We start from the raw sequence: 21,027 nt of genomic DNA on the forward strand, positions 1-21,027 counted from the left end.
CGACGCCCAGGTACCCGCGCGGACCGCCAGCATGCGTCCCGCTGTTAGCGGACCGTCACCTCCAGCGTGCCGGTCACCGGCGCCTCGCCGGGCGAGCGCACGGTGAGCGTGCCGGTGTAGGCGCCCTCCTTGTCGAAGGACCTGGTGGAGGTGACGGTGAAGGCGGCGTTGACGCGCATCCCGGGGATGCTCGCCTCCCGCTCCGTCACCGGCGTCGCGGGCTCCTTGACGCCGTCGCTCCAGGTGATGACCGCGCCGAGGTCGGCCGCGGCCTTGCCGGGGGCGGTGACGGTCCAGGTCGCGCCCGAGGGCCGGCCCGTGCCGGCGGTCACCGCCGGAGCCAGGATCTCCGTGCGCCACGCCACGTCGGCCGTGGGGAAGAAGTTGGTGCCCTGCACGGTCAGCCGGCCGCCCATCTTCGCCAGGCGGGTCTTGAAGTCGCCGTAGTCGCGCTGTGCCTGCGGCGTCCAGCCGGCCTCGGCCGTGGCGATGAGCCTCGGGTAGGCGTAGTACTGCGCCTGCGGCACGCGGCGGATGAACTCGCCCCACACGGCCGACTCCACGCCCAGCACGCTGCTCTCCTGGATGCCGGGGATGTACGTGCCCGGGTCCCAGTTGTAGTGCCGGTCGAGGCCGCACGGCCCGCCGCACGCCCAGGTGCCGCCGTCCGGCTGCCGGGAGTCCTGCTTCTGCGGCGAGTACGCGTTCGCCGCCGGCGACAGCACGACCTTGGCGCCCCGGTTCCTCACGGCGTTCGCGACGGCGTTGCGGTCGCCGCTCCAGAACTGCACGACGGCGTCGTCCTGGGGCAGGGCGGTGCCGGCGTACTCGTTCCAGCCGACGACGGTCTTGCCGAGCGCCTTCACGCGGGCGGTGAAGGCGTCGACCATCTTCACGTAGTCGGTGTGGCTGGTGACGTGCGCCTCGTCCCCGCCGATGTGCAGGTACGGGCCGGGCGTCATGGCGGCGATCTCGGCCAGCACGTGCCCGACGAACTCGTACGTGACCGCGCTGCTCGCGTCGAAGGAGGAGTAGCCGACGGCGCCGGTGCCGTTGTGCGGGACGGTGGCCTGGCCGGCGGCGGGCCGCGGCTGGGAGCCGGCGGTGTTGAGCTGCGGGACGGAGTGCAGCGCCGAGTTGACGTGGCCGGGCATGTCGATCTCGGGGATCACGGTCATGCCGTTCTCGCCGGCGTAGCGGACGATCTCGGCGTAGTCGGCCTTGGTGTAGAAGCCGGTGATGCCGGGCTCGGTGCCCCGCTCGGTCATCGCGGTGCCGCCGCCGACCCGGGTGAGCAGGCCGTAGTCGATGCCGGACGGGTTGCTCGCCGGGTCGTCGATCACGATGCGCCAGCCCTGGTCGTCGGTCAGGTGCAGGTGCAGCCGGTTGACCTTGAACAGCGCGGCCGCGTCGATGTAGGTCTTGACCTCCTCGACCGGGTAGAAGCTGCGCGCGACGTCGAGCATCATGCCGCGGTGCGCGAAGCGCGGGTAGTCGGTGATCTCCACGGCGGGCACGGTCCACGCGGTGTCGACGACCTCCTTGGACTCGACCCACTGCGGGAGGAGCTGGCGGAGCGTCTGGACGCCGTTGAGCGCGCCGTTCGGGGTGGCGGCGCGCAGGCGGATCTCGCCGGCGGCGACGGACAGGGTGTAGCCCTCGTCCTCGTGGCCTTCGGGGCCCTTGCCGGCGCCGACCTCGATGATGATCGGGGCGGGGCCGCGGCCGTTCGCGGCGACCTTGAGCGTCTGGCCGGTGGCGCGGCGCAGCAGCCGGGCCAGGTAGTCGGCGGGCGCCCGCGCGCCGTCGCCTTGGGCGAGGACGCGGGTGTTCTTGTGCAGCGTGAACGGGGCGGCGCCGGTCTCGGTGACGGACACCGGCTTCGGGACCAGGCCGAGCGTGGGCGCGGGGGCGGCGGGCGGCCCGTCCCAGATCTCGAACTCGGAGATCGAGTAGCCGTAGGCGGCCCAGCGCTTGCGGCCCTGCATGCGGACGTACCCGACGGGCTCATCGGAGAGCACGTCGATGACGTCGGTGCGCGGGCAGGTGTCGCGCTGGAGCGCGGCCACGTCGGTCCAGGTCCGGCCGTCGGGCGAGGTCTGCAGGACGAAGTCGCGGGCGCAGGCGTTCGGCCAGGTGAGCTTCACGTGGTCGACCCTGGCCGGCTGGGCGAGCTGGATCTGCACCCAGTTGTCGTCCTGGTACTTGGACGACCAGCGGGTGGCGCTGTCGCCGTCGTTGACGTGGGCGGCCACGAAGTCGGAGCGGTCCAGCTCGACGCTGGAGGCGGTGGCCGTGCCGGTCAGCGCCAGGTTGGCCGGGGTGTCGGCGGCCCGGGCGGCGGGCGCCGGGGCCAGCAGCGTGGCCGCGAGCGCGGCTGCCGCGAGGGTCGCGAGGGGACGACGCATGGGTCTCCTTGTCTCGGGGGGAGTCAGCGCTCAGTGTGGCGACGATCACCGATTTAGGTCAAGAGACAGGAATAAAAAGGCGGACAATCCACCCCGCTCCCTCTTGTGATCTCTCTGATCGCCCCTTTAACGTAAAGGCTCGGTACTAAATCGCGATCGGAGCATGAGTGACCAGTCCACGCAACGTCCTGTTCCTGATGACCGACCAGCATCGGGTGGACACCCTCGGCTGCTACGGCAACCCGGTGATACGCACGCCCGCACTGGACGGCCTCGCTGCGGAGGGCACGCGCTTCGACCGGTTCTACACGCCGACCGCCATCTGCACCCCGGCCCGCGCCTCGCTGTTCACCGGGCTCCACCCGTTCCGGCACGGCCTGCTGGTCAACCCGGAGCGCAACGGCGGCGGCCGCGACGAGGTCGCCGAGCAGGACCCGGTCATGTCCGCGCCGCTGCTGGCCGCCGGCTACAACATGGGCCACGTCGGCAAGTGGCACATCGGCCGCGAGCACGGGCCCGAGCACTACGGCATGGACGGCGAGCACCTGCCCGGCGCGCTCAACCCCTTCCACCACCCGTCGTACGAGCGGTGGCTCAAGGAGAAGGGACACCCGCCGTTCGCCGTGGAGCGGCCGGTCTTCGGCAAGGCCGCCAACGGCACCGGCCGCGGCCACCTCATCGCCGGCCGGTTGCGGCAGCCGGCGGAGGCCACGATGGAGGCATTCCTCGCCGACCAGACGCTGGAGCTGCTCGACCGCTACGCCCGCGACTTCCGCGAGTCCGGCCGGCCGTTCATGCTGTCGTGCCACTGGTACGGCCCGCACCTGCCGTACCTGATCCCCGACGAGTACTACGACATGTACGACCCCCGGAGCGTGCCGCTGCCGGCGTCCATGGCCGAGACCTTCGACGGCAAGCCGGAGGTGCAGCGCCGCTACTCGGAGTACTGGTCGGCCGACCACTTCGACGCCGACGCCTGGCGCGAGCTGATCGCCGCCTACTGGGGATACGTCTCGCTGATCGACGCCCAGATCGGCCGGCTGCTGTCCGCGCTGCGCGAGCTGGGCCTCTGGGACGACACGGCGGTGATCTTCACGGCCGACCACGGCGAGTTCACCGGCGCCCACCGGCTCAACGACAAGGGCCCGGCCATGTACGAGGACATCTACCGCATCCCCGGCATCATCCGGGTGCCGGGCGCGCCGGCCCGCACCGTGGACGCCTTCGCGACGCTGATCGACCTCAACCCCACGATCCTCGACCTGGCCGGGCTGCCGCCGCAGGAGCCGTGCGACGGCGAGAGCCTGCTGCCGCTGCTGTCCGGCGCGCCCGCCGAAGGCCGGGACTCGGTGACCACCGAGTTCCACGGCCACCACTTCCCCTACTCGCAGCGCATGTTCCGGGACCGCCGCCACAAGCTGGTGTTCAACCCCGAAGGCGTGCACGAGCTGTACGACCTGGACAGCGACCCGCACGAACTGCGCAACGTCTACGCCGTGCCCGCCTACGCGGCGGTCCGCAGGGACCTGACCGTGCGGCTCTACCGCGAGCTGCTGCGCCGCGGCGACCCCGCGTACACCTGGATGAGCTACATGGCCGACATCGGCGAGGGCCGCGCCCCTGACGTGGACGGCGTCGCCGACGAACTGGGCTGAGGCCGTCCACGTCACCCCCCGAACAAGAACGAGAAAGGATCCGCCGATGAGGCGTCCCCGCATCCTGGCCACCGTCCTCGCGGCGCTGGCCGTCCTCCTGCCCGCCGCCGGGTGCGGCTCCTCCGACTCAGGGGGCGGAGGAGCCGAGCCCAAGAAGGTGCGCATCGGCTACATCGCCGACTTCTCCGGCGCGGCCGTGCTCGCCGCCGCCGACAAGCAGGGCCTGTGGGCCAAGAACGGCCTGGAGCCGGAGCTGAAGGTGTTCACCAACGGCCCGCTGCAGATCCAGGCGCTGGGCGCGGGCGACCTCGACTTCGGCTACATCGGCTCCGGCGCGACCTGGCTGGCGGCCAGCGGCAAGGCCAAGATCATCGCGCCGAACATGCTCGGCCAGGCCGACCGCGTCATCACCTACCCGGGCTCCGGCATCTCCTCGATCGCCGACCTGAAGGGCAAGAAGATCGGCGTCCCCGAGGGCACCTCCGGCGACATGATCCTGGAGCTGGCGCTCAAGGAGGCCGGGCTGTCCGGCAAGGACGTGCAGAAGGTCAACATGGACGCCAGCACGGTCGTCACGGCCTTCAGCGGCAAGCAGGTCGACGCGGCCGCCATCTGGTACCCGCTGATCGACACCATCAAGAAGAACGTGCCCGACCTGGTCGAGCTGACCAAGAGCGAGGACTTCTACCCGAGGCTCAGCTTCCCCAGCTCCTTCGTGGCCCGCAACGAGATCGTCACCGAGGACGCCGGCACCGTCACCAAGGTGCTCAAGGTGCTCCAGCAGGGCAACGACTGGGTCGCGGCCAACACGACCGAGGCCGAGACGCTGACCGCCACGTTCCTCAAGGCGCCCGCCGAGCAGTTCAAGGGCTCCTCGGCCGTGACGAAGATCCTGCCGACCAGCGAGCTGAAGGGGCTCATGGCGGACGGCTCGGTGTCCGGCTGGTACAAGGGCCTGGCCGACCTCTTCGTCACGATGGGCAAGCTGACCGACTCGCCCGACCCGGCCACGTACATCACGACCGACCTCTACACCGCTGCGGCGGGCGGCTGACCGGCCGGCCCGCCCGGAAAATGGACCCATGTCGACCCCCACTGACGCCCTGCAACGGCTGCGGCGGGTGCACGAGGACGCCGTACTGTCCGCGCTGCGCTCGGCCGGCGGGCTGAGCCGCGCCCAGCTCACCGAGCGCACCGGGCTGTCCCGCACCACGATGTTCGCGATCGTCTCCGGGCTGCTCGAACGCGGCGTGGTCATCGAGACCGAGGGCTCGGCGGCGGAGCCGCGCGGACGCGGCCGGCCGGCCGCGCTGGTCTCGCTCAACCCCGACGCGGGCCTGCTCCTCGGCCTCGACCTGGGACGCAACCGGGTACGCCTGGCCGTCGCCAACGCCGCACACCAGGTGGTCGCGACGGCCTCGGCCGACCTGCCCGAGGAGGCCGCCCCCGAGGAGGAGGCGGAGAGCGCGGTGCGGCTGGTCCGCGCCGTCGCCGCCGAGCGCGGCCTGAGCCTGGGCGCCCTGGAGGCGATCGGGCTCGGCCTCGTCGGCGTGGTCGACGACCACCTGCCGCCCGTCCCCGTGGGCGGCGAGCAGACCGCGGTCGTCCCCGTCCGCTACCTGCCGCTGGCCCGGCGGCTCGGCGAGGAGTTCGGGGTGCGGCTCGCCGTGGACAACAACGCCCGGCTGGCCGCGCTCGCCGAGGCGACGTGGGGGGTCGCCAGGCCGGTCCGCGACATGGTCTACGTGCGCTGGTCGGTCGGCGTCGGCGGCGGCTTCCTCGCCGGCGGCCGGCTGATGCGCGGCGCGCACGGCGCCGGCGGCGAGCTCGGCCACGTCTGCCTCGACCCCGAGGGCCCGCCCTGCCACTGCGGCTCGCGCGGCTGCCTGGAAGGGCACATCGGCGGCCGGGGCCTGCTGGAGCGGTGCGCCGCCCACGGCGTCCGGCTGCCCGCGCTGGACGCCCTGGTCGCCGCGGCGCAGGACCGCGTGCCCGCCGTGTGCGAGGTCGTCGCCTCGGCCGCGGCCGACCTCGGGCGGGTGCTGGCGGGCACCGTCACCCAGCTCGACCCGGCGCTCGTCGTGGTCGGGGGCGAGCTGGCCGGGCTCGGCAGCCTGGTCCTCGACCCGATCCGCGCGGCCATCGCCGAGCGGTCGCTGCCGCGATCGTCGCGCGAGATCGCCGTCGTCCCCGCGGACCTCGGCGTGAACGCCTCCGCGATGGGCGCGATCGCCCTCCTCCTGCACGAGGAGCCCTCGATCCCCGCCCATCTCCGCCCCGACGTCCCCTGAACCGTACCGAGAAGGAACCACCACACCATGCAGAGCTCTGAGCCATGACCGCCGCCACCGTGACCGAACCGTCCGCCTCGCCGCGCCGCCGCCGCTCGCGCCCCGGCCGCACGGTCGTGCTCAACGTGACGGCCGTGGTCGCCGGACTCGCCGTCTGGACCGGCCTGTCCGTGTCCGGCATCACCGGCCTGACCGGGCCGATCGAGGTGGTGCGGCGGGGCGCCGAGCTCATCGCCGACGGCACCCTCGTCAACGACGTCCTCGCGAGCCTGCGCCGCGTCTTCACCGGCTTCGTGCTGGGCACGGCGCTGGCCGTCCCGGTCGGCTTCCTCATGGGCTGGTACGCCACCGCCCGCGCGCTGATCGAGCCGTACGTGCAGTTCTTCCGCACGATCCCGCCGCTGGCGATCATCCCGCTGGCCATCCTGCTGATGGGCATCGGCGAGACGCCCAAGGTGTTCGTCATCTTCCTGGCCGCGTTCCTGTCCAGCGTGGTCTCCACCTTCCAGGGCGTCCTCGACGTGGACAAGACGCTCATCAACGCCGCCCGCGTGCTGGGCGCGTCCGACCGGACGATCTTCGTGAAGGTGGTGGTGCCGGCCTCGACGCCGTTCATCATCGTCGGCATGCGCGTCGGGCTCGGCGCGGCCTGGGGGACCCTCGTGGCGGCCGAGCTGATCGCCGCCCAGGAAGGGCTGGGCTACCGGATGCAGCAGGCCCAGCTCTACTACGACCTTCCCACGATTTTCGTCGGCCTGATCAGCATCGGCGTGCTCGGCCTGGTCATGGACCGGCTCCTGCTGCTGGCCGAGCGCAGGCTGACCGGATGGCAGGAGCGCCGATGACCCCCAAGATCTCCTTCAGGAACGTGTCGAAGTCGTTCCCGCTGAAGGGCGGCGACTTCCTCGCCCTCGACCGGGTGGACCTCGACATCGCCGACCGTGAGTTCGTCACCGTCGTCGGCCCGTCGGGCTGCGGCAAGAGCACGCTCATGAGCATGGCCGCCGGGCTGACCGAGCCGGGGACGGGCGACATCCTGCTCGACGGCGCGCCCGTCGCCGGCCCCGGCCCCGACCGCGGGGTGATCTTCCAGCAGTACGCGCTGTTCCCGTGGCTGAGCGTGCGCAAGAACGTCGAGTTCGGGCTCAGGCTCATGAACCTGCCGCCGGACGAGCGGGCGAAGCGGGCCGAGCACGCGATCGAGCTGGTCGGGCTGTCGGACTTCGCCGACGCGCTGCCGAAGACCCTGTCGGGCGGCATGAAGCAGCGCTGCGCCATCGCCCGCGCGTACGCGGTCAACCCGCAGGTGCTGCTCATGGACGAGCCGTTCGGCGCGCTCGACGCGCTCACCCGCGTCCAGCTCCAGGACCAGCTCCTCGACACCTGGAGCAGGGAGCGGCGCACGGTCATGTTCATCACCCACGACGTGGACGAGGCCGTCTACCTGGCCAACCGGGTCGTGGTCATGGCGGCGCGACCGGGCCGCATCCACCGGGTCATCGACGTGGACCTGCCGTACCCGAGGACCGAGGAGCTGCGGCTGTCGCCGGAGTTCTCCCGCATCCGCAACGAGGTCTGGCACTCGGTCTACCACCAGGCGCCCGCCGCCTGACCCCGGCTCAGTCGCCCGGTTCCGTGGTGAACGGCAGGACGAGCCGCGACGGGTGGGCGGCGTCGCGGTAGATCTTGTGCGTGACCGGGCGGCCCACCGGCAGGTGGAAGGCGTCCGGCGGCAGCAGCGCGTTGTGCGCGTCGGCCGGCGGCTCGTCGTTCGACAGCTCCGCCACCAGCCGATGGCCGGGGCGCAAGGTGGCCGCGAACGGGTAGAGGCGCAGCACGTACTCCTCGATGACGCCCGGCTCGACGGGGACCGCGCGGGTGTGCGGGTGGTACGGGTCGCCCTCGGTGGTGCGCTCGTCCAGCTCGCGGTGCGACGCCTTGAGATAGCCGGTGGTGATGAGCTGCCGCCCGCCGTCGGGCGCGGCGTCCCACAGGCGCAGGATGAAGTTGGTGTCGTCCTGGTCGATCTCGGCGAACAGGTGGGCCGCGCCGGTGCCGATCAGCTCGGTGGGCTGCTCGAACGGCTCGGTGCTCCAGCTCACCGTCGCGACCTTGTCGGTGACGGTGAGCGGGGCCTGGTAGAAGCCGTCGGGGGCGGCGTGCTCGGCGCCCATCAGCTCCGGCTCGGGCGACAGCTTGTGGCGCGGGCGCAGGTAGAGCGAGCGGTGCTCGACCGGCTTGGGCGGCCACGTGCCGGCGGTGACGACCTCCCGGGAGCCCTCCACGAAGACGCTGACGGCCGGCTCGTCCATGACGCCGTTGTCGACGCCCTTGAGCCAGTGGTCGTACCAGCGGAACATCTTGTCGTGCTCCTCGACCCAGGGGCGGGACTGCATCGGCGGGTAGGAGCCGATGTCCAGCTTCTTGGGGCCCTTGAGGGCGTGGAACAGCTCGATGTGGCCGTCCACGGTCCAGCCGCGGCCCTGGTCGATCTGCAGGTAGACCGGGATGTCGATGTTGCGGGCCAGGTTGATGGGGTTGCGTTCCTCGTACCAGGGGCCGTCGAGGGGGTTCATCACGATGTCGAACCAGAACTCGCGGTTTTTCGGATATTTCAGGACGTGTACGAGATTGGGCCAGGCGGCCACGTCCGGGTCCCGCAACCGCTCCTCGACCAGGCGGTCCAGCTCCTCCGGCGCGTGCACGTGCGCCATGCGGGAGATCACGTCGGTGTGGGCGATGCCGGAGTCGCCGCCGCGGCCCTCGCGGGCGGCCCGCGGCATGAACCACATGATGCCGCCGTGATAGGTGGTCTCGTAGAAGTCGAAGTGGCCGCCGCTCACGAAGATCGCCTTCAGGTGCGGGGGCCGTTCGGCGGCGGCGAGCACCTGCATGGAGCCGAAGTAGGAGATGCCGATCATGCCGACGTTGCCGTCGCACCAGGGCTGGGCGGCGACCCATTCGATGAGGTCGTACAGGTCCTGGCCCTGCGGCACGCCGCCGGCGTTGTAGTTGCCGATCATCTGGCCGCCGGAGTCGCCGGTGCCGCGCATGTCGCCGATGACGTGGACGTAGTCCTCCTTGACCACGCGGGCGATGTCGCCGGCCTCGATGCAGCCGTCCCACATGGGGGAGGGGCGGCGCTGGGGCGGCGTGGTGAGGGCGAGGGCCTGCAGCTCCTTGCCGTACGCGCTCATCGCGACCAGCGCGGGCCGCGGCCTGTCCTCGGCGCCGTGGTAGGCGTCCACGGCGAGGGTGACCCCGTCGCGCATCGGGACCCGCAGGTCCTTGCGCACGGCGATCCGCTGCGAGCCGGCCTGGATCGTCCGGATGTCAGCCATGGTGGATGGTTCCTTGTCTTATGAGTTGTGCGTGCGGTAGGCGTGCATCGAGGTGAAGAACGGCGACGGTTCGAGCGTGGGATCGCCGGTGTAGCCGAGGGCTTCGGCGACCGGGGAGAACGGCGAGTAAGGCGAGCCCGTCTCGCGCAGGCCCTCCCGCAGGCAGCGGCGGGCCGCCTCGCCGACCCCGGCCTCGATGTCCAGGCTCCCCTGGATCGCCTCGCGGGCCTGACCTGCGTCCAGCTCGACGCCGTACGGGACGCCGTCCGCACGCCGGTACGGATGCCCGAGGTGAAGCCGCCGCGGGCGCACCTCGTCGCGCAGCCGCTCCAGGCTCGCCCGGTAGGCGACCGGATCGGTGTAGCCGGGGAAGCCGTTGGCGGCCCCGTGCACCTGCACCGCGTCGCCCACGAACACGTCGTCCTGGCCGTCGAGCACGTAGGCCACCGATCCCGGCGTGTGCCCGGGGATCGCGTGCACCGACACGGTGACGCCACCGCCGAGCGGGATGGTCTCACCGCCCATGACCAGCACGTCCGGCTCCAGCTCGCCGGAGATGACCGTCTCGGTGGCCGCCGCGACCCTGGCCGCGCCGTCCGGGTCGTTCAGGTAGCGGCCCCGACCGGACAGGTACTCCTCGACGTGGGCCTGCCGCGAGCGCAGCATCGGCGCGTCGGCCTCATGGATGACGACCCGCGCCCGCCGGCCGGTCAGCTCCCGCAGCGCGTACGCGCCGCCGACGTGGTCGATGTGGCCGTGCGTGAGCAGGATCCAGCGCACGTCCTCGATCCGCCGCCCGAGCGCCTCCAGGGCGGGGACCATGCCCTCGGCGGGCGAGGACGCGATGCCCGTGTCCACGATCGCCGGCTCGGGCGCGTCGAGGAAGAAGCTGTAGAGGCCGAACCGGCCCCACGGCGAGACCAGCGGGTGCACGCGCGTCACGACGCGCCCCGCAGGAAACCGGCCGTCTCCTCGAAGGCCCGGTGGTAGTCGGGGATCCAGGAGAAGTGCTGGACGAATCCGTGGCCCGCGCCCTGGTAGCGGCTCACCCGGGCGGCCACGCCGGCCTCCGCCAGCCGCCGGCCGTAGAGCTCGCCCTCGTCGCGCATGGGGTCGTACTCGCCGGTGACGATCAGCGCGGGCGGCAGCCCGGTGAGGTCGGCGCGCTTGATCGGCGAGACCAGCGAATCGCCGGGATCGGCGCCGCTGCCGAGGTAGAAGGCGTTGAACGGCTTGAGCCCCGCCGTCTCCAGGCCGTAGCCGACGGCGTTCTCACGCAGCGACGGGTGACGGTCGACGTCGAAGTCCAGGTCGAGCGACGGGTAGTACATGACCTGGTGGGTGATCCGGTCGAAGCCGTCGTCGTGCGCCATGGCGGCGACCGCCGCGACGAACGTGCCGCCCGAGCTGTCGCCGGCGACGGCGAGCGTGCCGCCGTCCCAGGCGAGGCTTTCGCCCTGCTCGGCGGCCCAGCGGACCACGCCGTAGCAGTCCTGGAGGCCGGCGGGGAACGCGTGCTCCGGCGCCCGGCGGTAGCCGACGGAGATCACCTTGAGCCCGGTCTCCTTCGCGAGGGACCGCGCGACGTGGTCGTGCGTCTCCAGGCTGCCGAGGAAGAACGCCCCGCCGTGGAAGTAGACGAGCAGGCCGTACGCGGCCGCGTCGGCCGGGGTGTAGATCCGCACGGGCACCTCGCCCGGCGCGGTGCGCGCGGTGACGTCCTCCACCGCGTGCAGCGGCAGGCGCTCGGCCGGCGGCGGGACGGCCGCCTCCTCGGCCGCGCGCATGGCGGCCGGGTCGAGCGGTCCTGGAGGCGGGGCCGGCATGGCGGCCAGGGCTTTGGCGATGTCGGGATGCAGAGGCATGGCGTCAGTCCTGCGGTCGCTGAGAGGTCGGCTTCTGGCCGGGGAAGACGTCGTTGATCTCGTCCTCCGTCCAGCCCTGGCGGGAGATCCGTTGCAGCTCGTCGGTCACCGGCTTGCGGACGGCCTGGTAGGAGGCCAGCGCCTCCTTGACCGAGCCGGCCTCCCTGAGCGCGTCGGCGAGGGCGCCGGCGTCGAGGATCGCCGAGTTCGCGCCCTGGCCCTGGTGGTGCAGCATCGAGTGGGCCGCGTCGCCCACGAGGACGACGGAGTCCGAGTGCCAGGTGTCCACCGGGTCGATGTCGTAGACCGCGCGGCAGTTGACGGTGGCCAGGTCCAGGTTGCGGGTGATGTCGACGATCCGCGGGTCGAAGCCCTCGACGGTCCTCAGCAGGTCGTCCCTGGTGACCTTCGGCGCCCAGGTGGGGTCGGGGCAGAGGGCGGTGATGTCGAAGGAGACCTGGTCGCGGTGGCGCAGCGGCAGGAAGTAGACCTTGGTGCCGCGGCCGATGTACATCCGCAGGTTGTCGTCCACGGCCAGGCCGCGCGCGTCCGCCACGGAGATCACGGCGCGGTAGGCGTGCTCGCCGGAGAAGACCGGCTGGTTGTCGCCGAACAACCGCGCGCGCACGACCGACTTGATGCCGTCGGCGCCGACCACCAGGTCCGCGGTGACCGACGTGCCGCCCGCGAAGGTCAGCCTGGCCCGGTCGCCCTCGTCCTCGATCGACTCCAGCTTGTGGCCGAGATGCACCATGCCCTCGGGGAGCACGCCCATCAGGGCCTCGATGAAGTCGCAGCGGTGGATCAGGTGGGTCTTCTCGCCGTAGGTCGCGATCTCCGGCCACTCCTCCTTGGCGATCGGGTCGGAGGTGGCGGTGAGGATCTCGAAGTAGTCGCTCGGCGAGCTGACCGCGGCGATCGCGTCGAAGACGCCCCACTGGCGGAACCGGTCCATCGTGGAGGGCCGCAGGCCGATGCCGGCCCCGACCTCGCGGACGGCGCTCGCCTGCTCGTAGACGTTGACCGTGGCGCCGAGGAGGCTCAGGGCCTTGGCGGCGGCGGCGCCGGCGTAGCCCGCGCCGACGATCGCGATGTCGAGGTTTCTCAGGTCGGAAGGCTGCATGGTCGCGGTTCTCTTCTTCAGTGCTGGATGGTCAGGAAGTCGGCGGGGTTGTCGATGAAGACGGTCGCGATCGTGCGCTCGTCGAGACCGGCGGCCCGGAGGTCGGGGATGAGGTCCTCGAAGATGTAGTTGACGGTGTGGCCCTTCACGCCCGGCCAGCCCAGCGGGCTGCAGTTGGCGTCGGCGGAGGCGAGGACCCTGCGCAGGTGGCCCTGGCCGATGAAGCGGAGGAAGTGGTCGAGCCGCTCCCGGCGCGGGCGGGCCCAGAACGGCGGGTCAGGCAGCTCGGTCTCGTAGCCGAAGGTGTCGAAGCCGACCCGGCCGCCCTGCTCGGCGATCCAGATGTCGCGGGTCTTCTCGGCGTTCACGCCGTCGTCGGCGTGCCCGAACAGCACCCGGTCGAGGGGCAGGCCCTCCTCGTTGAAGATCGCGATGGCGGTCTCGGCGTCGATCGCGAGGTGGGTGAGGATCGGCACGCCGGTCTCCAGCGCGGCGCGGGCAGCGGCCCGGTAGATGCGCTTGTCCAGGTCGGTCATGCGCCCGCCGCGGCTCACCCCGACCTTGATGACGCCCGCGCGGGCGCCGGTGCCGCCGATGCCGACGATGATCTCGTGGGTGAACTGCCGGGTCAGGTAGTCGACGCTCGCCCGCTCGAAGAACGGCAGGGCGGTGTCGCCGCCGACGAAGCCGGTGCAGGCCACGATGTGCACGCCGGTCTTCGCCGACAGGGTCCTGTAGTAGTCGACGTCGCGGCCGTTGCAGATGCCGGTGGCGTCGACGAAGGTGCCGCCGCCGTACTCGCGGCTGTGGTCGTGGAAGGCGCGCAGCTTCGGCACGGTCTCCGCGTAACGCTGCTCGGGGGACTTCCACCACGTGCTGTCCAGCTCGGAGCCGGGCATGCCGTACCCGATGTGCTCGTGGACGGCCACGATCCCCAGCTCCTCGGCTGGGATCGGCCCGAGCACGGTGTTCACTCTCGTCACAGAACTCACCTCTTGAAAGATCGGAAGGCTCTCGCCGGGTCAGCGCACCGAGAGCAGGTCGCGGGGGTTGCCGGCGAGGATGCGCCGGACGTCCTCGTCGCCGAGGCCCCGCGCGGTGAGCAGGGGGACGAACTCCGACAGGACGTGGCTGAACGGCAGGTCGTTGCCGGGGTGGCCCTTGGCCACGCCGATCGCGTTGGCCGACAGCAGGACGCGCTCGCCGTGCCCGGCCTGGACGAGGTCGAGCACCAGTGCCGCGCGGTCCTCGTCGGTGACGCCCCCGTCGGAGCCGACGCCCGAGCCCACGTGGTCGAGCGCGACGTACGCGCCGCGGCGGGCCACCTCCAGCGGGGCGCCGGCGGCGAGGGCGTCCGCGCGGTCGAGCCCGCCGATCACGACGCGGTCCGCCGGCAGCTTCTCGTCGAGGACGATCTCCAGGTCGTGCACGGCGTCGGCGCCGTAGCGGACGGAGAGCGGCACGCCGGTGGCGAGGGCGGTGCGGGCCGCGCCGCGCAGCAGGCTCTCGTCGGTGGCGGTCATGCCCTCGCGGGTGGCGGCGGTGGCCACGAGGCCCGCGGCGGCCCGCCGCTCGACGCGCGGGACGACCATGCCCTCGGTGACCTCCTGGGTGAAGAGGCGGGCGAACTTGTCGGCCGGCCACGGCGTCGGCGGGTTGGTCTGCGGGGTGAGGAAGTAGCCGCCGAGCAGCTTCTCCGGGCCCATGCCCGTGGACGCCACGATGTGCACGCCGGTCGAGCGGGACAGCGCCTCGTACAGCCGGAGGTCGCGGCCGTGGAACATGCCCGTGCTGTCGACGATCGTCCCGCCGCCGTGCGCCCGGAAGTCCGCCAGCTTGCGCGCCAGGATCTCGAAGATCTCGGCGCGGTCGACGGTGATGTCGAAGGCGTGCTCGGCGCCCGGGAGCACCGACAGCAGGGCCTCGTGGACCGCGACGACCCCGAGGTCGTCCGCGGGGACGGGGCCGAGGACGGTGTTGACGGCGCTGCTCATGGCGGTTCGCGCACCTTTCACCGGTGTTTCCTTTCGCTGGCGATCGTGTCATGTGATTTTACAGGGCGTCAAGCAAATGTCCTCCCTGTAAATTCTATTGTGCGTCTGCAAGATCCGCTGGACGGGAGCCGAAGAGCCCGGCCAGGGTGAGGACGGCGGCGACGGCCGCGCAAAGCCCGGCGACCAGGAAGGCGAGGTTGTAGGCGCTGCCCAGGGACTCGAAGGCCAGCACCCGGAGGCTGTCCGGCATCGGCACCGGCGGCAGGTCGGGGCCCGCCCCGGGCACCACCGGCATCGAGTTGACCGCCATCGCGCCGCCCTGCTGCGCCAGGCCGCCCGCGACCTCCGTGTACGGCGGCTTGAGCCCCGACGCCGCGATGGCGGGGCCGAGCCCCTGCGTCAGGTCCCCGTTCGCGCGGCTCACCGCGAACGCGGCGATGAGCACGGGACCGAGCGCGAAGCCGAAGTCGCGCAGCAGGTTGGTGGTGGCGCTGGCCATGCCCGCCAGCCGCAGCGGCACCGCGTTGATCGCCACGGCCGTGATCGAGCCGACGGTGAGCGCGAAGCCGACGCCGAGGGCCAGCATCGGGGCGATGAAACGGATCCAGTCCAGGTCATGGACGTCGAACGTCGAGCACCAGATGCCGCTGACCGCGATGAGCGCGAAGCCGCCGGTGAGCACCCAGCGCGGCGAGAAGTTCCGGATCAGGTGCGAGACGACCGGCACCAGCAGGAAGGCGGGCCCCTGGATGAACAGGAACAGCACCCCGATGTTGAGCGCGCTCTGGTGCTGGATCGCGCCGAGCCAGATGCTCATCGAGTAGCAGGTGGCGAGGAAGGCGAACATGCCGATGACCGTGGCGACGGCGACGACCGCGTAGGCGCGGTTGGCGAAGATGGTGAGGCGCAGCAGCGGGACCTCGGTCCGCAGCTCGATGACGACGAACGCGCCGAGCAGCACCACGCTCGCGACGAAGGCCCCGATGATCTCGGGACGGGCGAAGCCCGCCTCGGAGCCCTGGGTGGCCGCGAAGAGCAGCGCGATCAGGCCGAGAGCCAGGGTGACCTGACCGGGAACGTCCAGCTTGCGGCCCTCGGGAGCCGCGGAGTCTGCGGCGAACTGGGTGATGGCTATCGAGACGACCGAGGCGGCGATCACCACCAGGTACGACGTCCGCCAGCCGCCGTCCTCGGCCAGCCAGCCGCCCATGAGCGGCGAGATCGCCGCGCCGGCCGAGAGGAAGCCGGCCCACATCGCGATGGCCCTGGACCTGGCCTCCTGCGACGTGCTCACGGCGGCCAGCATGGCGAGCGAGATCGGGTAGAGGATGGCCGCGCCGACGCCGGCGACGACCTGGCCGATCCACAGGACTTGGACCGTTCCCGCCGCGTAGCAGATGACCGAACCGGCGATGGTGAGGGCCGCGCCGGCCTGCAGCAGGCGCTTGCGGCCGAACAGGTCGCCGATCACGCCGGTGGTCAGTTCGAGCACGACCATGGGGATCGCGAAGGCGGCCGTGATCCAGGTCAGCTCGGCGCCGCTGGTCTGGAACTCCTGCTGGAAGGTGCCGTTGAGCGCGCCGGGCAGCGAGTACGCCACCTGCGCGAGGAGCACGGCGAAGCAGCCGGCGAGCACCGTGACGGTGTGCCCCTGCCTGCGCGCGGCGGTCTGTGTCATGGCGGTCGTCTTCCTCGTCAAAGGGGGCTGGGGGGTGGGGGTGTGAGCGGCATCACCGCGTTGATTGTGCAAAGTGGCACAAGATTTAACACGGCGTCAAGAGTTTGAGCAGCGCGTATCCGAAATGGGCGTCGAGGACGGAACGCGGCCGGCGTGCTCTACGCTGGCCGTATGGCGAGGCTTCGTGAGGCGCAGAAGGAGATGACACGCAAGCTCCTGCTGGACGCCGGCGTGGAGCTGTTCGTGTCGAAGGGCTACGCGGCCACCACGGTCGACGACATCGCCTCGGCGGCGGGCACGACGCGGGTGACGTTCTACGCCTACTTCCCGTCGAAGGTCGAGCTGATGAAGGCCCTCGTCACCGAGCGGCTCAACGCCGCGCTCGACCGCGTCCCCTCACCGGAGCACGGCTCGACCGCGCGCGACCTGGTCAGTGTGGTCGAGGACGGCACGCGCGAGCGGATCCGCGACTGGCTCGCGGAGATCTCGCTGCGCTGGCCCGTCATCCGCCCCTACACCACGGCCGCCTTCGAGGCCGCCGCCGTCGATCCCGAGATCCGCGAGCTGCTCGGCGCCTGGCTCAACGAGGCCATCGGCGACGTCGAGGAGGGGCTCAACCGCGCCGACCGGTTCCCCGCCGCCACCCGGCACTTCCGCAGCGTCATCGCCATCACCGAGCTCGACCACGTGGCGCGCCACTGGGTCGCGGGACACTGGGGCGTGCAGCGCGAGGAGATGCTGGACGTGCTCACCGAGAGCTGGCTCGGCACGATCGGCCGCCGCTGACGGCCCGGCTCAGGGCCTGGCGGCGTCGAACAGGAGCTGCCGCAGCCACGCCATGAAGTGATGGTCGCCGAGCCGCGGGTTCCACACCATGTCGATCCCCAGCCCCGGGATGGGGAACGGGAACTCCTCGATCCGCAGCGGCACCAGCGTGCTCATCTCGCGGGCCACCCGGTATCTCAGGAGCGCGACCCCGCCGGCCCGCCCCACCAGGTACGGCACGAGCAGGAAGTCCGAGATCAGCAGCCCCACGCGGTAGGGCACGCCGTGCTCGTCGAGCACCGAGTACGGGAAGACCCGCCGCTCGGTGTCCACCACCACGTGCGGCTGCGCCGACAGCAGGTCGAGCGCGCTCGACTCGGGCGGCGTGTCCACGGAGGTCACCACCACGCCGCGGTCGTCGTACAGCCGCTCGCGTGGATGGGGCGCGGCGATCGCCTCGGAGACCAGGACGACGTCCACGCCGTGCTCGGTGTAGGTGGACTCGGTCGGCACGGTGATCGTCCGCAGGCGCAGCGTCGCGTTCGGGGCCCGCTCGGCCACCAGGCGCGCCAGCCGCGCCCCGAGGACGAACGCCGCGCTGGTGGTCATCGCGATCGTGATCACCCGGCGGTCCGTGGCCGGATCGAAGACGGGGAACCTGACCACGTCCGCGACCTGTTCGAGCGTGGCCCGCAGCGGCGCGATGAGCTGCACGGCGCGTGGCGTCAGCGTGACGCCGTTGCCCTGCCGGACGAGCAGGTCGTCGCCGAGCAGCCGCCGCAGGCGGCCGAGCGCGTGGCTCATCGCCGACTGGGAGAGGCCGACCCGCTGGGCGGCCCTGGTGACCGAGCGCTCCTCCAGCACCGCGAGCAGGGGCACCAGCAGGTTGAGGTTGACCGACGCCAGCCGGTCCAGCCCGGAGGCCGCGGTGCCCCTGTCGTCGTCGCTCATCGCGACGCATCCTATGCGCTGCTCCTTATACGACGGCCTGGCTCACCCTGCGCAGCTTCGGGATGGGGACGCGCAGGTTCAGCGCCGCGGCCGTGCCGTGGGGCCAGCGCATCAGCGCGGGCCCGCCGGGCCCGCCCTCGACGAACACCGGCTCGCCCGCGACCGGTAGCTCGCCCGCCGCCTTGAGGCTCAGCCCGAACTGCTCGGTCCAGAAGTACGGCTGGAACCGCAGCGGCGGCGCCTGCTCGCCGCGCACGAGGGCGGCCCCGGCCACCTTCGCCTGCTCGATCGCGCTGCTCCACAGGGGGACGCGGCGCCGGCCGTACGGGGTGGGGAACGCCGCCAGGTCGCCCGCCGCCGCGACGTCGGGGCGCACCAGCCCGCGCTCGTCCACCGGGAGGACGCCGCCGTCGGCCAGGCCGGTGCCGGCCAGCCACGCGGTGTCGGGGACGTCGCCGACGGCCGACACCAGCAGCTCCGCCTCGACGACCGCCCCGTCGCCGAGCTGGACGAGGGCGTGCCCGGGGGACGCCTCGACGTGCGTGGCGCCGTTCGTGAGCAGGGTCAGCCCGCGCTCCAGCGCGGCCCTGACGAACACGCCCGCCAGGTACGGCCCCAGCTGCGCGCTCAGCGGCACCCCGTCGGAGACGAGCGTGACCCGGCAGCCCGCCGCCAGGCAGCCGGAGGCGATCTCCATGCCGAGCGGCCCGCCGCCGACCACGACGACCGACGGCCGCCCGGCGAGGCGCGCCCGCAGCGCCAGCGCGTCGTCCAGCCCGCGCAGGGTGAGCTCGTCCGGCAGCCCGGTCAGCCGCCGGGCGCGGGAGCCGGTGGCGATCACCAGCCGGTCGTACGGCAGCGCGTCGCCGCCGTCGAGCAGGACGAGCCGGCGCTCCAGGTCGAGCCCCGACGCCCGGACCCCGAGCAGTTCGCGTGCCCCGTGCGTGGCCGGCGGCAGCTCGTGGGACGACAGGTCGTCGCCGTCGAGCAGGAGCGCCTTCGACAGCGCCGGGCGGCTGTAGGGCGGGTGCCGCTCGTCGCCGACGACGGTCAGCTCCCCGTCGTACCCGCTGTCGCGCAGGGCGTCCGCCGCGGTGAGCCCGGCGACGCCGTTGCCGACGACGACGACCCGCCTGACCGGCCCGATGGACCCGTTCACGTGAGATGGAGGGCCGCGACCGGGCAGACCCGGACGGCGGCCTGGGCCTGCGGGACGTCGGCGTCGCCGACCTCCTCCTGGTGCAGGACCAGCTCGCCGTCGTCGTCGAGGTGCATGAGCGCGGGCGCGGCCTCCTCGCAGAGGCCGTGCCCCTCGCAGCGGGGACGGTTCAGGACGATCTTCATGCGGGGGACACTTCCAGGACGGGGAGCTCTTCGATGCTCCGGGTGATGTTGCTCGGCACCCGCACCTCGGGGCCGACGACGAGCCGTTCGACGCGGCGGGACAGGGACGTGATGACCGCGTGCGCCTCCAGCCGGGCGAGCCCCTGGCCGGCGCAGCCGTGCGGACCGTAGCCGAACGCCAGGTGGTCGATCGGGTTGCGCTCGACCAGGAACGCGTCCGGGTCCGGGTAGTGGTGCGGGTCCCGGTTGCCGGCGCCGAGCAGGACCGCGACCTTCGCGCCCGCCGGGATCAGGACGCCGTCGATCTCCACGTCCCGCGTGGCGCGGCGTCCCCAGGCGTTGACCGGCGGCCAGAACCGGAGCGTCTCGTTGAACGCGGCCGGGACCAGCGCCGGGTTCTCCCGCACCAGCGCGAGCTGGCCGGGGTGCCGGGCGAAGAGGGCGACGATGTTGCCGATGGAGGCGACCGTGGTGTCGACGCCGGCGCCCAGGTACTGGTGGATGATGTGGCCGGCGGTGCCCGGCGGGATCTCGCCGCGGGCCTCGGCCTCGAAGATCCCGCGCCCGACGGAGCCGGGCGTCAGGTCGCCGGCGGTGACCGCCGAGCACCAGGCGTACAGCTCGCCCGCGATCGGGAAGCTCTCCGCGGTGCGCTGGTTCATCGGCCCGATGACCTGCATGGCCGCCTGCCCCCAGCGCAGCATGTTGTCGCGTACATGGCCGGTGAACCCGATGAGGTCGGCGACGATCTCCAGCGGCAGGGCGCGGGCCAGCGCGTCGATGGCCTCGAACGAGCCCTTGGCGACCAGCTCCTCGACGAGCGCGTCCGCCTTGGCCTCGATGGTGGCCTTCAGGCCGCGCAGCGCCCGCGGCGACAGGTTGGCGGTCAGCGCCGCCCGCAGCCGCGTGTGCGCGGGCGGGTCCGAGGAGAGGGACGTGCCGGTCAGCGCCTCGTTGACCATCGGGTTGAAGCCGATGGCCCCGGCCGAGGAGAAGGTCTCCCAGTCGGCGAGGGCGTCGCGGATCACGTCGTAGCGGGTGAGCGCGTAGACGTCGTTCGCCGGGAGGCGGACGACGGCGCCGAGCTCGCGCAGCGCCGCGTACGACGGGTAGGGGTCGATCAGCACCTCGTCGGCGAAGAGGTCCAGGTCGGAGACGGGGGCAGCGGGGTCGGTCATCGGTCTCACCTCGGGGTCGGTCACTGGTAGTCCAGTGAAACGACCGGGCTCCCATCAGGCAAACACATGTTCTGCATGGGTGGACATGAATCCCGTGCATGCCTGGTTCGGCCCGTACGCCGGGCGGCTGCCGCGCAACGAGTTCGCCGGGGTCCGCACCGCGACGACGATGCGCAGTGACGCCACGTTCCTGGTCGCGAACCGGGCCGCGGGCGTGCCCACGATGGCGGGCGGCGGCGTCGGCGTGGTGGGAGCGGTGGTGGCCTGGCTCGTGCCGGACGAGATCGGCGTGGTCGTCGCGGTCCTCGTGGCGGTCGCCGTGATGACGGGGCTGACGGTCCTGGGGGCCGTCCAGGGCATCCGCGCCGCGAAGGCGGTCGCCGACTCGCGCTGACGTGTCCCCCGTGCGAGCTACCCGCGAGTGTCCACCGTAC

At 72.2% G+C, this 21,027-nt stretch carries 19 protein-coding genes; 7 read left to right on the forward strand and 12 right to left on the reverse strand.

The annotated features are described in order from the left end of the window. Nucleotides 1-44 precede the first annotated feature (44 nt). On the reverse strand, nt 45-2,408 hold the full coding sequence (locus ABD292_RS10790) for a family 20 glycosylhydrolase (protein WP_344206953.1): 2,364 nt from the start codon (nt 2,406-2,408) through the stop codon (nt 45-47). Nucleotides 2,409-2,575: 167 nt separating this feature from the next. On the opposite strand from ABD292_RS10790, the gene ABD292_RS10795 reads away from it, so the two are divergent. The 5 genes from ABD292_RS10795 to ABD292_RS10815 are packed head-to-tail and all read left to right on the forward strand — an operon-like array spanning nt 2,576 to nt 7,966. Then, complete coding sequence (locus ABD292_RS10795; protein ID WP_344206954.1) at nt 2,576-4,063, forward strand: sulfatase family protein; 1,488 nt, start codon at nt 2,576-2,578, stop codon at nt 4,061-4,063. A gap of 46 nt (nt 4,064-4,109) precedes the next feature. Continuing rightward, nucleotides 4,110-5,117 (forward strand): aliphatic sulfonate ABC transporter substrate-binding protein, encoded by a 1,008-nt coding sequence (locus ABD292_RS10800; protein WP_344206955.1) that lies wholly within the window; start codon nt 4,110-4,112, stop codon nt 5,115-5,117. 28 nt (nt 5,118-5,145) lie between these two features. Further along, on the forward strand, nt 5,146-6,354 hold the full coding sequence (locus ABD292_RS10805) for an ROK family protein (RefSeq protein ID WP_344206956.1): 1,209 nt from the start codon (nt 5,146-5,148) through the stop codon (nt 6,352-6,354). Between the two features lie 44 nt (nt 6,355-6,398). Beyond that, nucleotides 6,399-7,199 carry an ABC transporter permease gene (locus ABD292_RS10810; RefSeq protein ID WP_344206957.1) on the forward strand — a complete coding sequence of 267 codons (801 nt, stop codon included), beginning with the start codon at nt 6,399-6,401 and terminating at the stop codon, nt 7,197-7,199. After that, nucleotides 7,196-7,966, forward strand: coding sequence for an ABC transporter ATP-binding protein (locus tag ABD292_RS10815; protein WP_344206958.1), 771 nt, complete (start codon nt 7,196-7,198; stop codon nt 7,964-7,966). Before ABD292_RS10810 ends, ABD292_RS10815 begins: the two co-directional genes overlap by 4 nt. 7 nt (nt 7,967-7,973) lie before the next feature. On the opposite strand, the gene ABD292_RS10820 is transcribed toward ABD292_RS10815, so the two are convergent. The 7 genes from ABD292_RS10820 to ABD292_RS10850 all read right to left on the reverse strand — a co-directional run bounded on the left by ABD292_RS10820 (nt 7,974) and on the right by ABD292_RS10850 (nt 16,355). Continuing rightward, nucleotides 7,974-9,695, reverse strand: coding sequence for a CocE/NonD family hydrolase (locus ABD292_RS10820; RefSeq protein WP_344206959.1), 1,722 nt, complete (start codon nt 9,693-9,695; stop codon nt 7,974-7,976). 18 nt (nt 9,696-9,713) lie between these two features. Next, nucleotides 9,714-10,637: an MBL fold metallo-hydrolase gene (locus ABD292_RS10825; RefSeq protein WP_344206960.1), complete on the reverse strand. Its 924-nt coding sequence runs from the start codon at nt 10,635-10,637 to the stop codon at nt 9,714-9,716. Continuing rightward, nucleotides 10,634-11,560 (reverse strand): alpha/beta hydrolase, encoded by a 927-nt coding sequence (locus ABD292_RS10830; RefSeq protein WP_344206961.1) that lies wholly within the window; start codon nt 11,558-11,560, stop codon nt 10,634-10,636. Before ABD292_RS10830 ends, ABD292_RS10825 begins: the two co-directional genes overlap by 4 nt. Nucleotides 11,561-11,564: 4 nt before the next feature. Then, nucleotides 11,565-12,683 (reverse strand): FAD-dependent oxidoreductase, encoded by a 1,119-nt coding sequence (locus ABD292_RS10835; RefSeq protein WP_344206962.1) that lies wholly within the window; start codon nt 12,681-12,683, stop codon nt 11,565-11,567. A gap of 17 nt (nt 12,684-12,700) precedes the next feature. Beyond that, nucleotides 12,701-13,666: a phosphotriesterase family protein gene (locus tag ABD292_RS10840; protein WP_344206963.1), complete on the reverse strand. Its 966-nt coding sequence runs from the start codon at nt 13,664-13,666 to the stop codon at nt 12,701-12,703. Between the two features lie 39 nt (nt 13,667-13,705). Beyond that, the gene (locus tag ABD292_RS10845) at nt 13,706-14,677 is read right to left on the reverse strand and encodes a phosphotriesterase family protein (protein ID WP_344206965.1); all 972 of its coding nucleotides are present in this window, start codon (nt 14,675-14,677) and stop codon (nt 13,706-13,708) included. A 94-nt stretch (nt 14,678-14,771) separates the two neighbouring features. Next, the gene (locus tag ABD292_RS10850) at nt 14,772-16,355 is read right to left on the reverse strand and encodes an MFS transporter (RefSeq protein ID WP_344206966.1); all 1,584 of its coding nucleotides are present in this window, start codon (nt 16,353-16,355) and stop codon (nt 14,772-14,774) included. A 171-nt stretch (nt 16,356-16,526) separates the two neighbouring features. Here ABD292_RS10850 and ABD292_RS10855 point away from each other — a divergent pair, with 171 nt between their 5' ends. After that, nucleotides 16,527-17,141 (forward strand): TetR/AcrR family transcriptional regulator, encoded by a 615-nt coding sequence (locus ABD292_RS10855; protein ID WP_344206967.1) that lies wholly within the window; start codon nt 16,527-16,529, stop codon nt 17,139-17,141. A 9-nt stretch (nt 17,142-17,150) separates the two neighbouring features. On the opposite strand, the gene ABD292_RS10860 is transcribed toward ABD292_RS10855, so the two are convergent. Genes ABD292_RS10860 through ABD292_RS10875 form a run of 4 tightly spaced genes read right to left on the reverse strand, consistent with a single transcriptional unit; the run spans nt 17,151 to nt 20,593 of the window. Beyond that, nucleotides 17,151-18,071, reverse strand: coding sequence for a LysR family transcriptional regulator (locus tag ABD292_RS10860; protein ID WP_344206968.1), 921 nt, complete (start codon nt 18,069-18,071; stop codon nt 17,151-17,153). A gap of 25 nt (nt 18,072-18,096) precedes the next feature. Further along, complete coding sequence (locus tag ABD292_RS10865; RefSeq protein WP_344206969.1) at nt 18,097-19,230, reverse strand: NAD(P)/FAD-dependent oxidoreductase; 1,134 nt, start codon at nt 19,228-19,230, stop codon at nt 18,097-18,099. Beyond that, on the reverse strand, nt 19,227-19,415 hold the full coding sequence (locus tag ABD292_RS10870) for a ferredoxin (protein ID WP_344206970.1): 189 nt from the start codon (nt 19,413-19,415) through the stop codon (nt 19,227-19,229). The genes ABD292_RS10865 and ABD292_RS10870 overlap by 4 nt, the downstream gene beginning before the upstream one ends. Further along, nucleotides 19,412-20,593: a cytochrome P450 gene (locus ABD292_RS10875; RefSeq protein ID WP_344206971.1), complete on the reverse strand. Its 1,182-nt coding sequence runs from the start codon at nt 20,591-20,593 to the stop codon at nt 19,412-19,414. The genes ABD292_RS10870 and ABD292_RS10875 overlap by 4 nt, the downstream gene beginning before the upstream one ends. An 85-nt stretch (nt 20,594-20,678) precedes the next feature. Between ABD292_RS10875 and ABD292_RS10880 the strand changes: the two genes are divergently transcribed. Beyond that, on the forward strand, nt 20,679-20,987 hold the full coding sequence (locus ABD292_RS10880) for an SdpI family protein (RefSeq protein ID WP_344206972.1): 309 nt from the start codon (nt 20,679-20,681) through the stop codon (nt 20,985-20,987). Nucleotides 20,988-21,027 lie beyond the last annotated feature (40 nt).

The sequence above is a fragment of the Nonomuraea bangladeshensis genome (assembly GCF_039529455.1).
GTDB lineage: Bacteria > Actinomycetota > Actinomycetes > Streptosporangiales > Streptosporangiaceae > Nonomuraea > Nonomuraea bangladeshensis.

Coding starts and splice junctions, on each gene's coding strand:
- ABD292_RS10790 (WP_344206953.1), bottom strand. CDS start 2,408: ATGCGTCGTCCCCTCGCGACCCTCGCGGCAGCCGCGCTCGCGGCCACG.
- ABD292_RS10800 (WP_344206955.1), top strand. CDS start 4,110: ATGAGGCGTCCCCGCATCCTGGCCACCGTCCTCGCGGCGCTGGCCGTC.
- ABD292_RS10805 (WP_344206956.1), top strand. CDS start 5,146: ATGTCGACCCCCACTGACGCCCTGCAACGGCTGCGGCGGGTGCACGAG.
- ABD292_RS10810 (WP_344206957.1), top strand. CDS start 6,399: ATGACCGCCGCCACCGTGACCGAACCGTCCGCCTCGCCGCGCCGCCGC.
- ABD292_RS10815 (WP_344206958.1), top strand. CDS start 7,196: ATGACCCCCAAGATCTCCTTCAGGAACGTGTCGAAGTCGTTCCCGCTG.
- ABD292_RS10820 (WP_344206959.1), bottom strand. CDS start 9,695: ATGGCTGACATCCGGACGATCCAGGCCGGCTCGCAGCGGATCGCCGTG.
- ABD292_RS10830 (WP_344206961.1), bottom strand. CDS start 11,560: ATGCCTCTGCATCCCGACATCGCCAAAGCCCTGGCCGCCATGCCGGCC.
- ABD292_RS10835 (WP_344206962.1), bottom strand. CDS start 12,683: ATGCAGCCTTCCGACCTGAGAAACCTCGACATCGCGATCGTCGGCGCG.
- ABD292_RS10845 (WP_344206965.1), bottom strand. CDS start 14,677: ATGAGCAGCGCCGTCAACACCGTCCTCGGCCCCGTCCCCGCGGACGAC.
- ABD292_RS10850 (WP_344206966.1), bottom strand. CDS start 16,355: ATGACACAGACCGCCGCGCGCAGGCAGGGGCACACCGTCACGGTGCTC.
- ABD292_RS10855 (WP_344206967.1), top strand. CDS start 16,527: ATGGCGAGGCTTCGTGAGGCGCAGAAGGAGATGACACGCAAGCTCCTG.
- ABD292_RS10860 (WP_344206968.1), bottom strand. CDS start 18,071: ATGAGCGACGACGACAGGGGCACCGCGGCCTCCGGGCTGGACCGGCTG.
- ABD292_RS10870 (WP_344206970.1), bottom strand. CDS start 19,415: ATGAAGATCGTCCTGAACCGTCCCCGCTGCGAGGGGCACGGCCTCTGC.
- ABD292_RS10875 (WP_344206971.1), bottom strand. CDS start 20,593: ATGACCGACCCCGCTGCCCCCGTCTCCGACCTGGACCTCTTCGCCGAC.
- ABD292_RS10880 (WP_344206972.1), top strand. CDS start 20,679: ATGAATCCCGTGCATGCCTGGTTCGGCCCGTACGCCGGGCGGCTGCCG.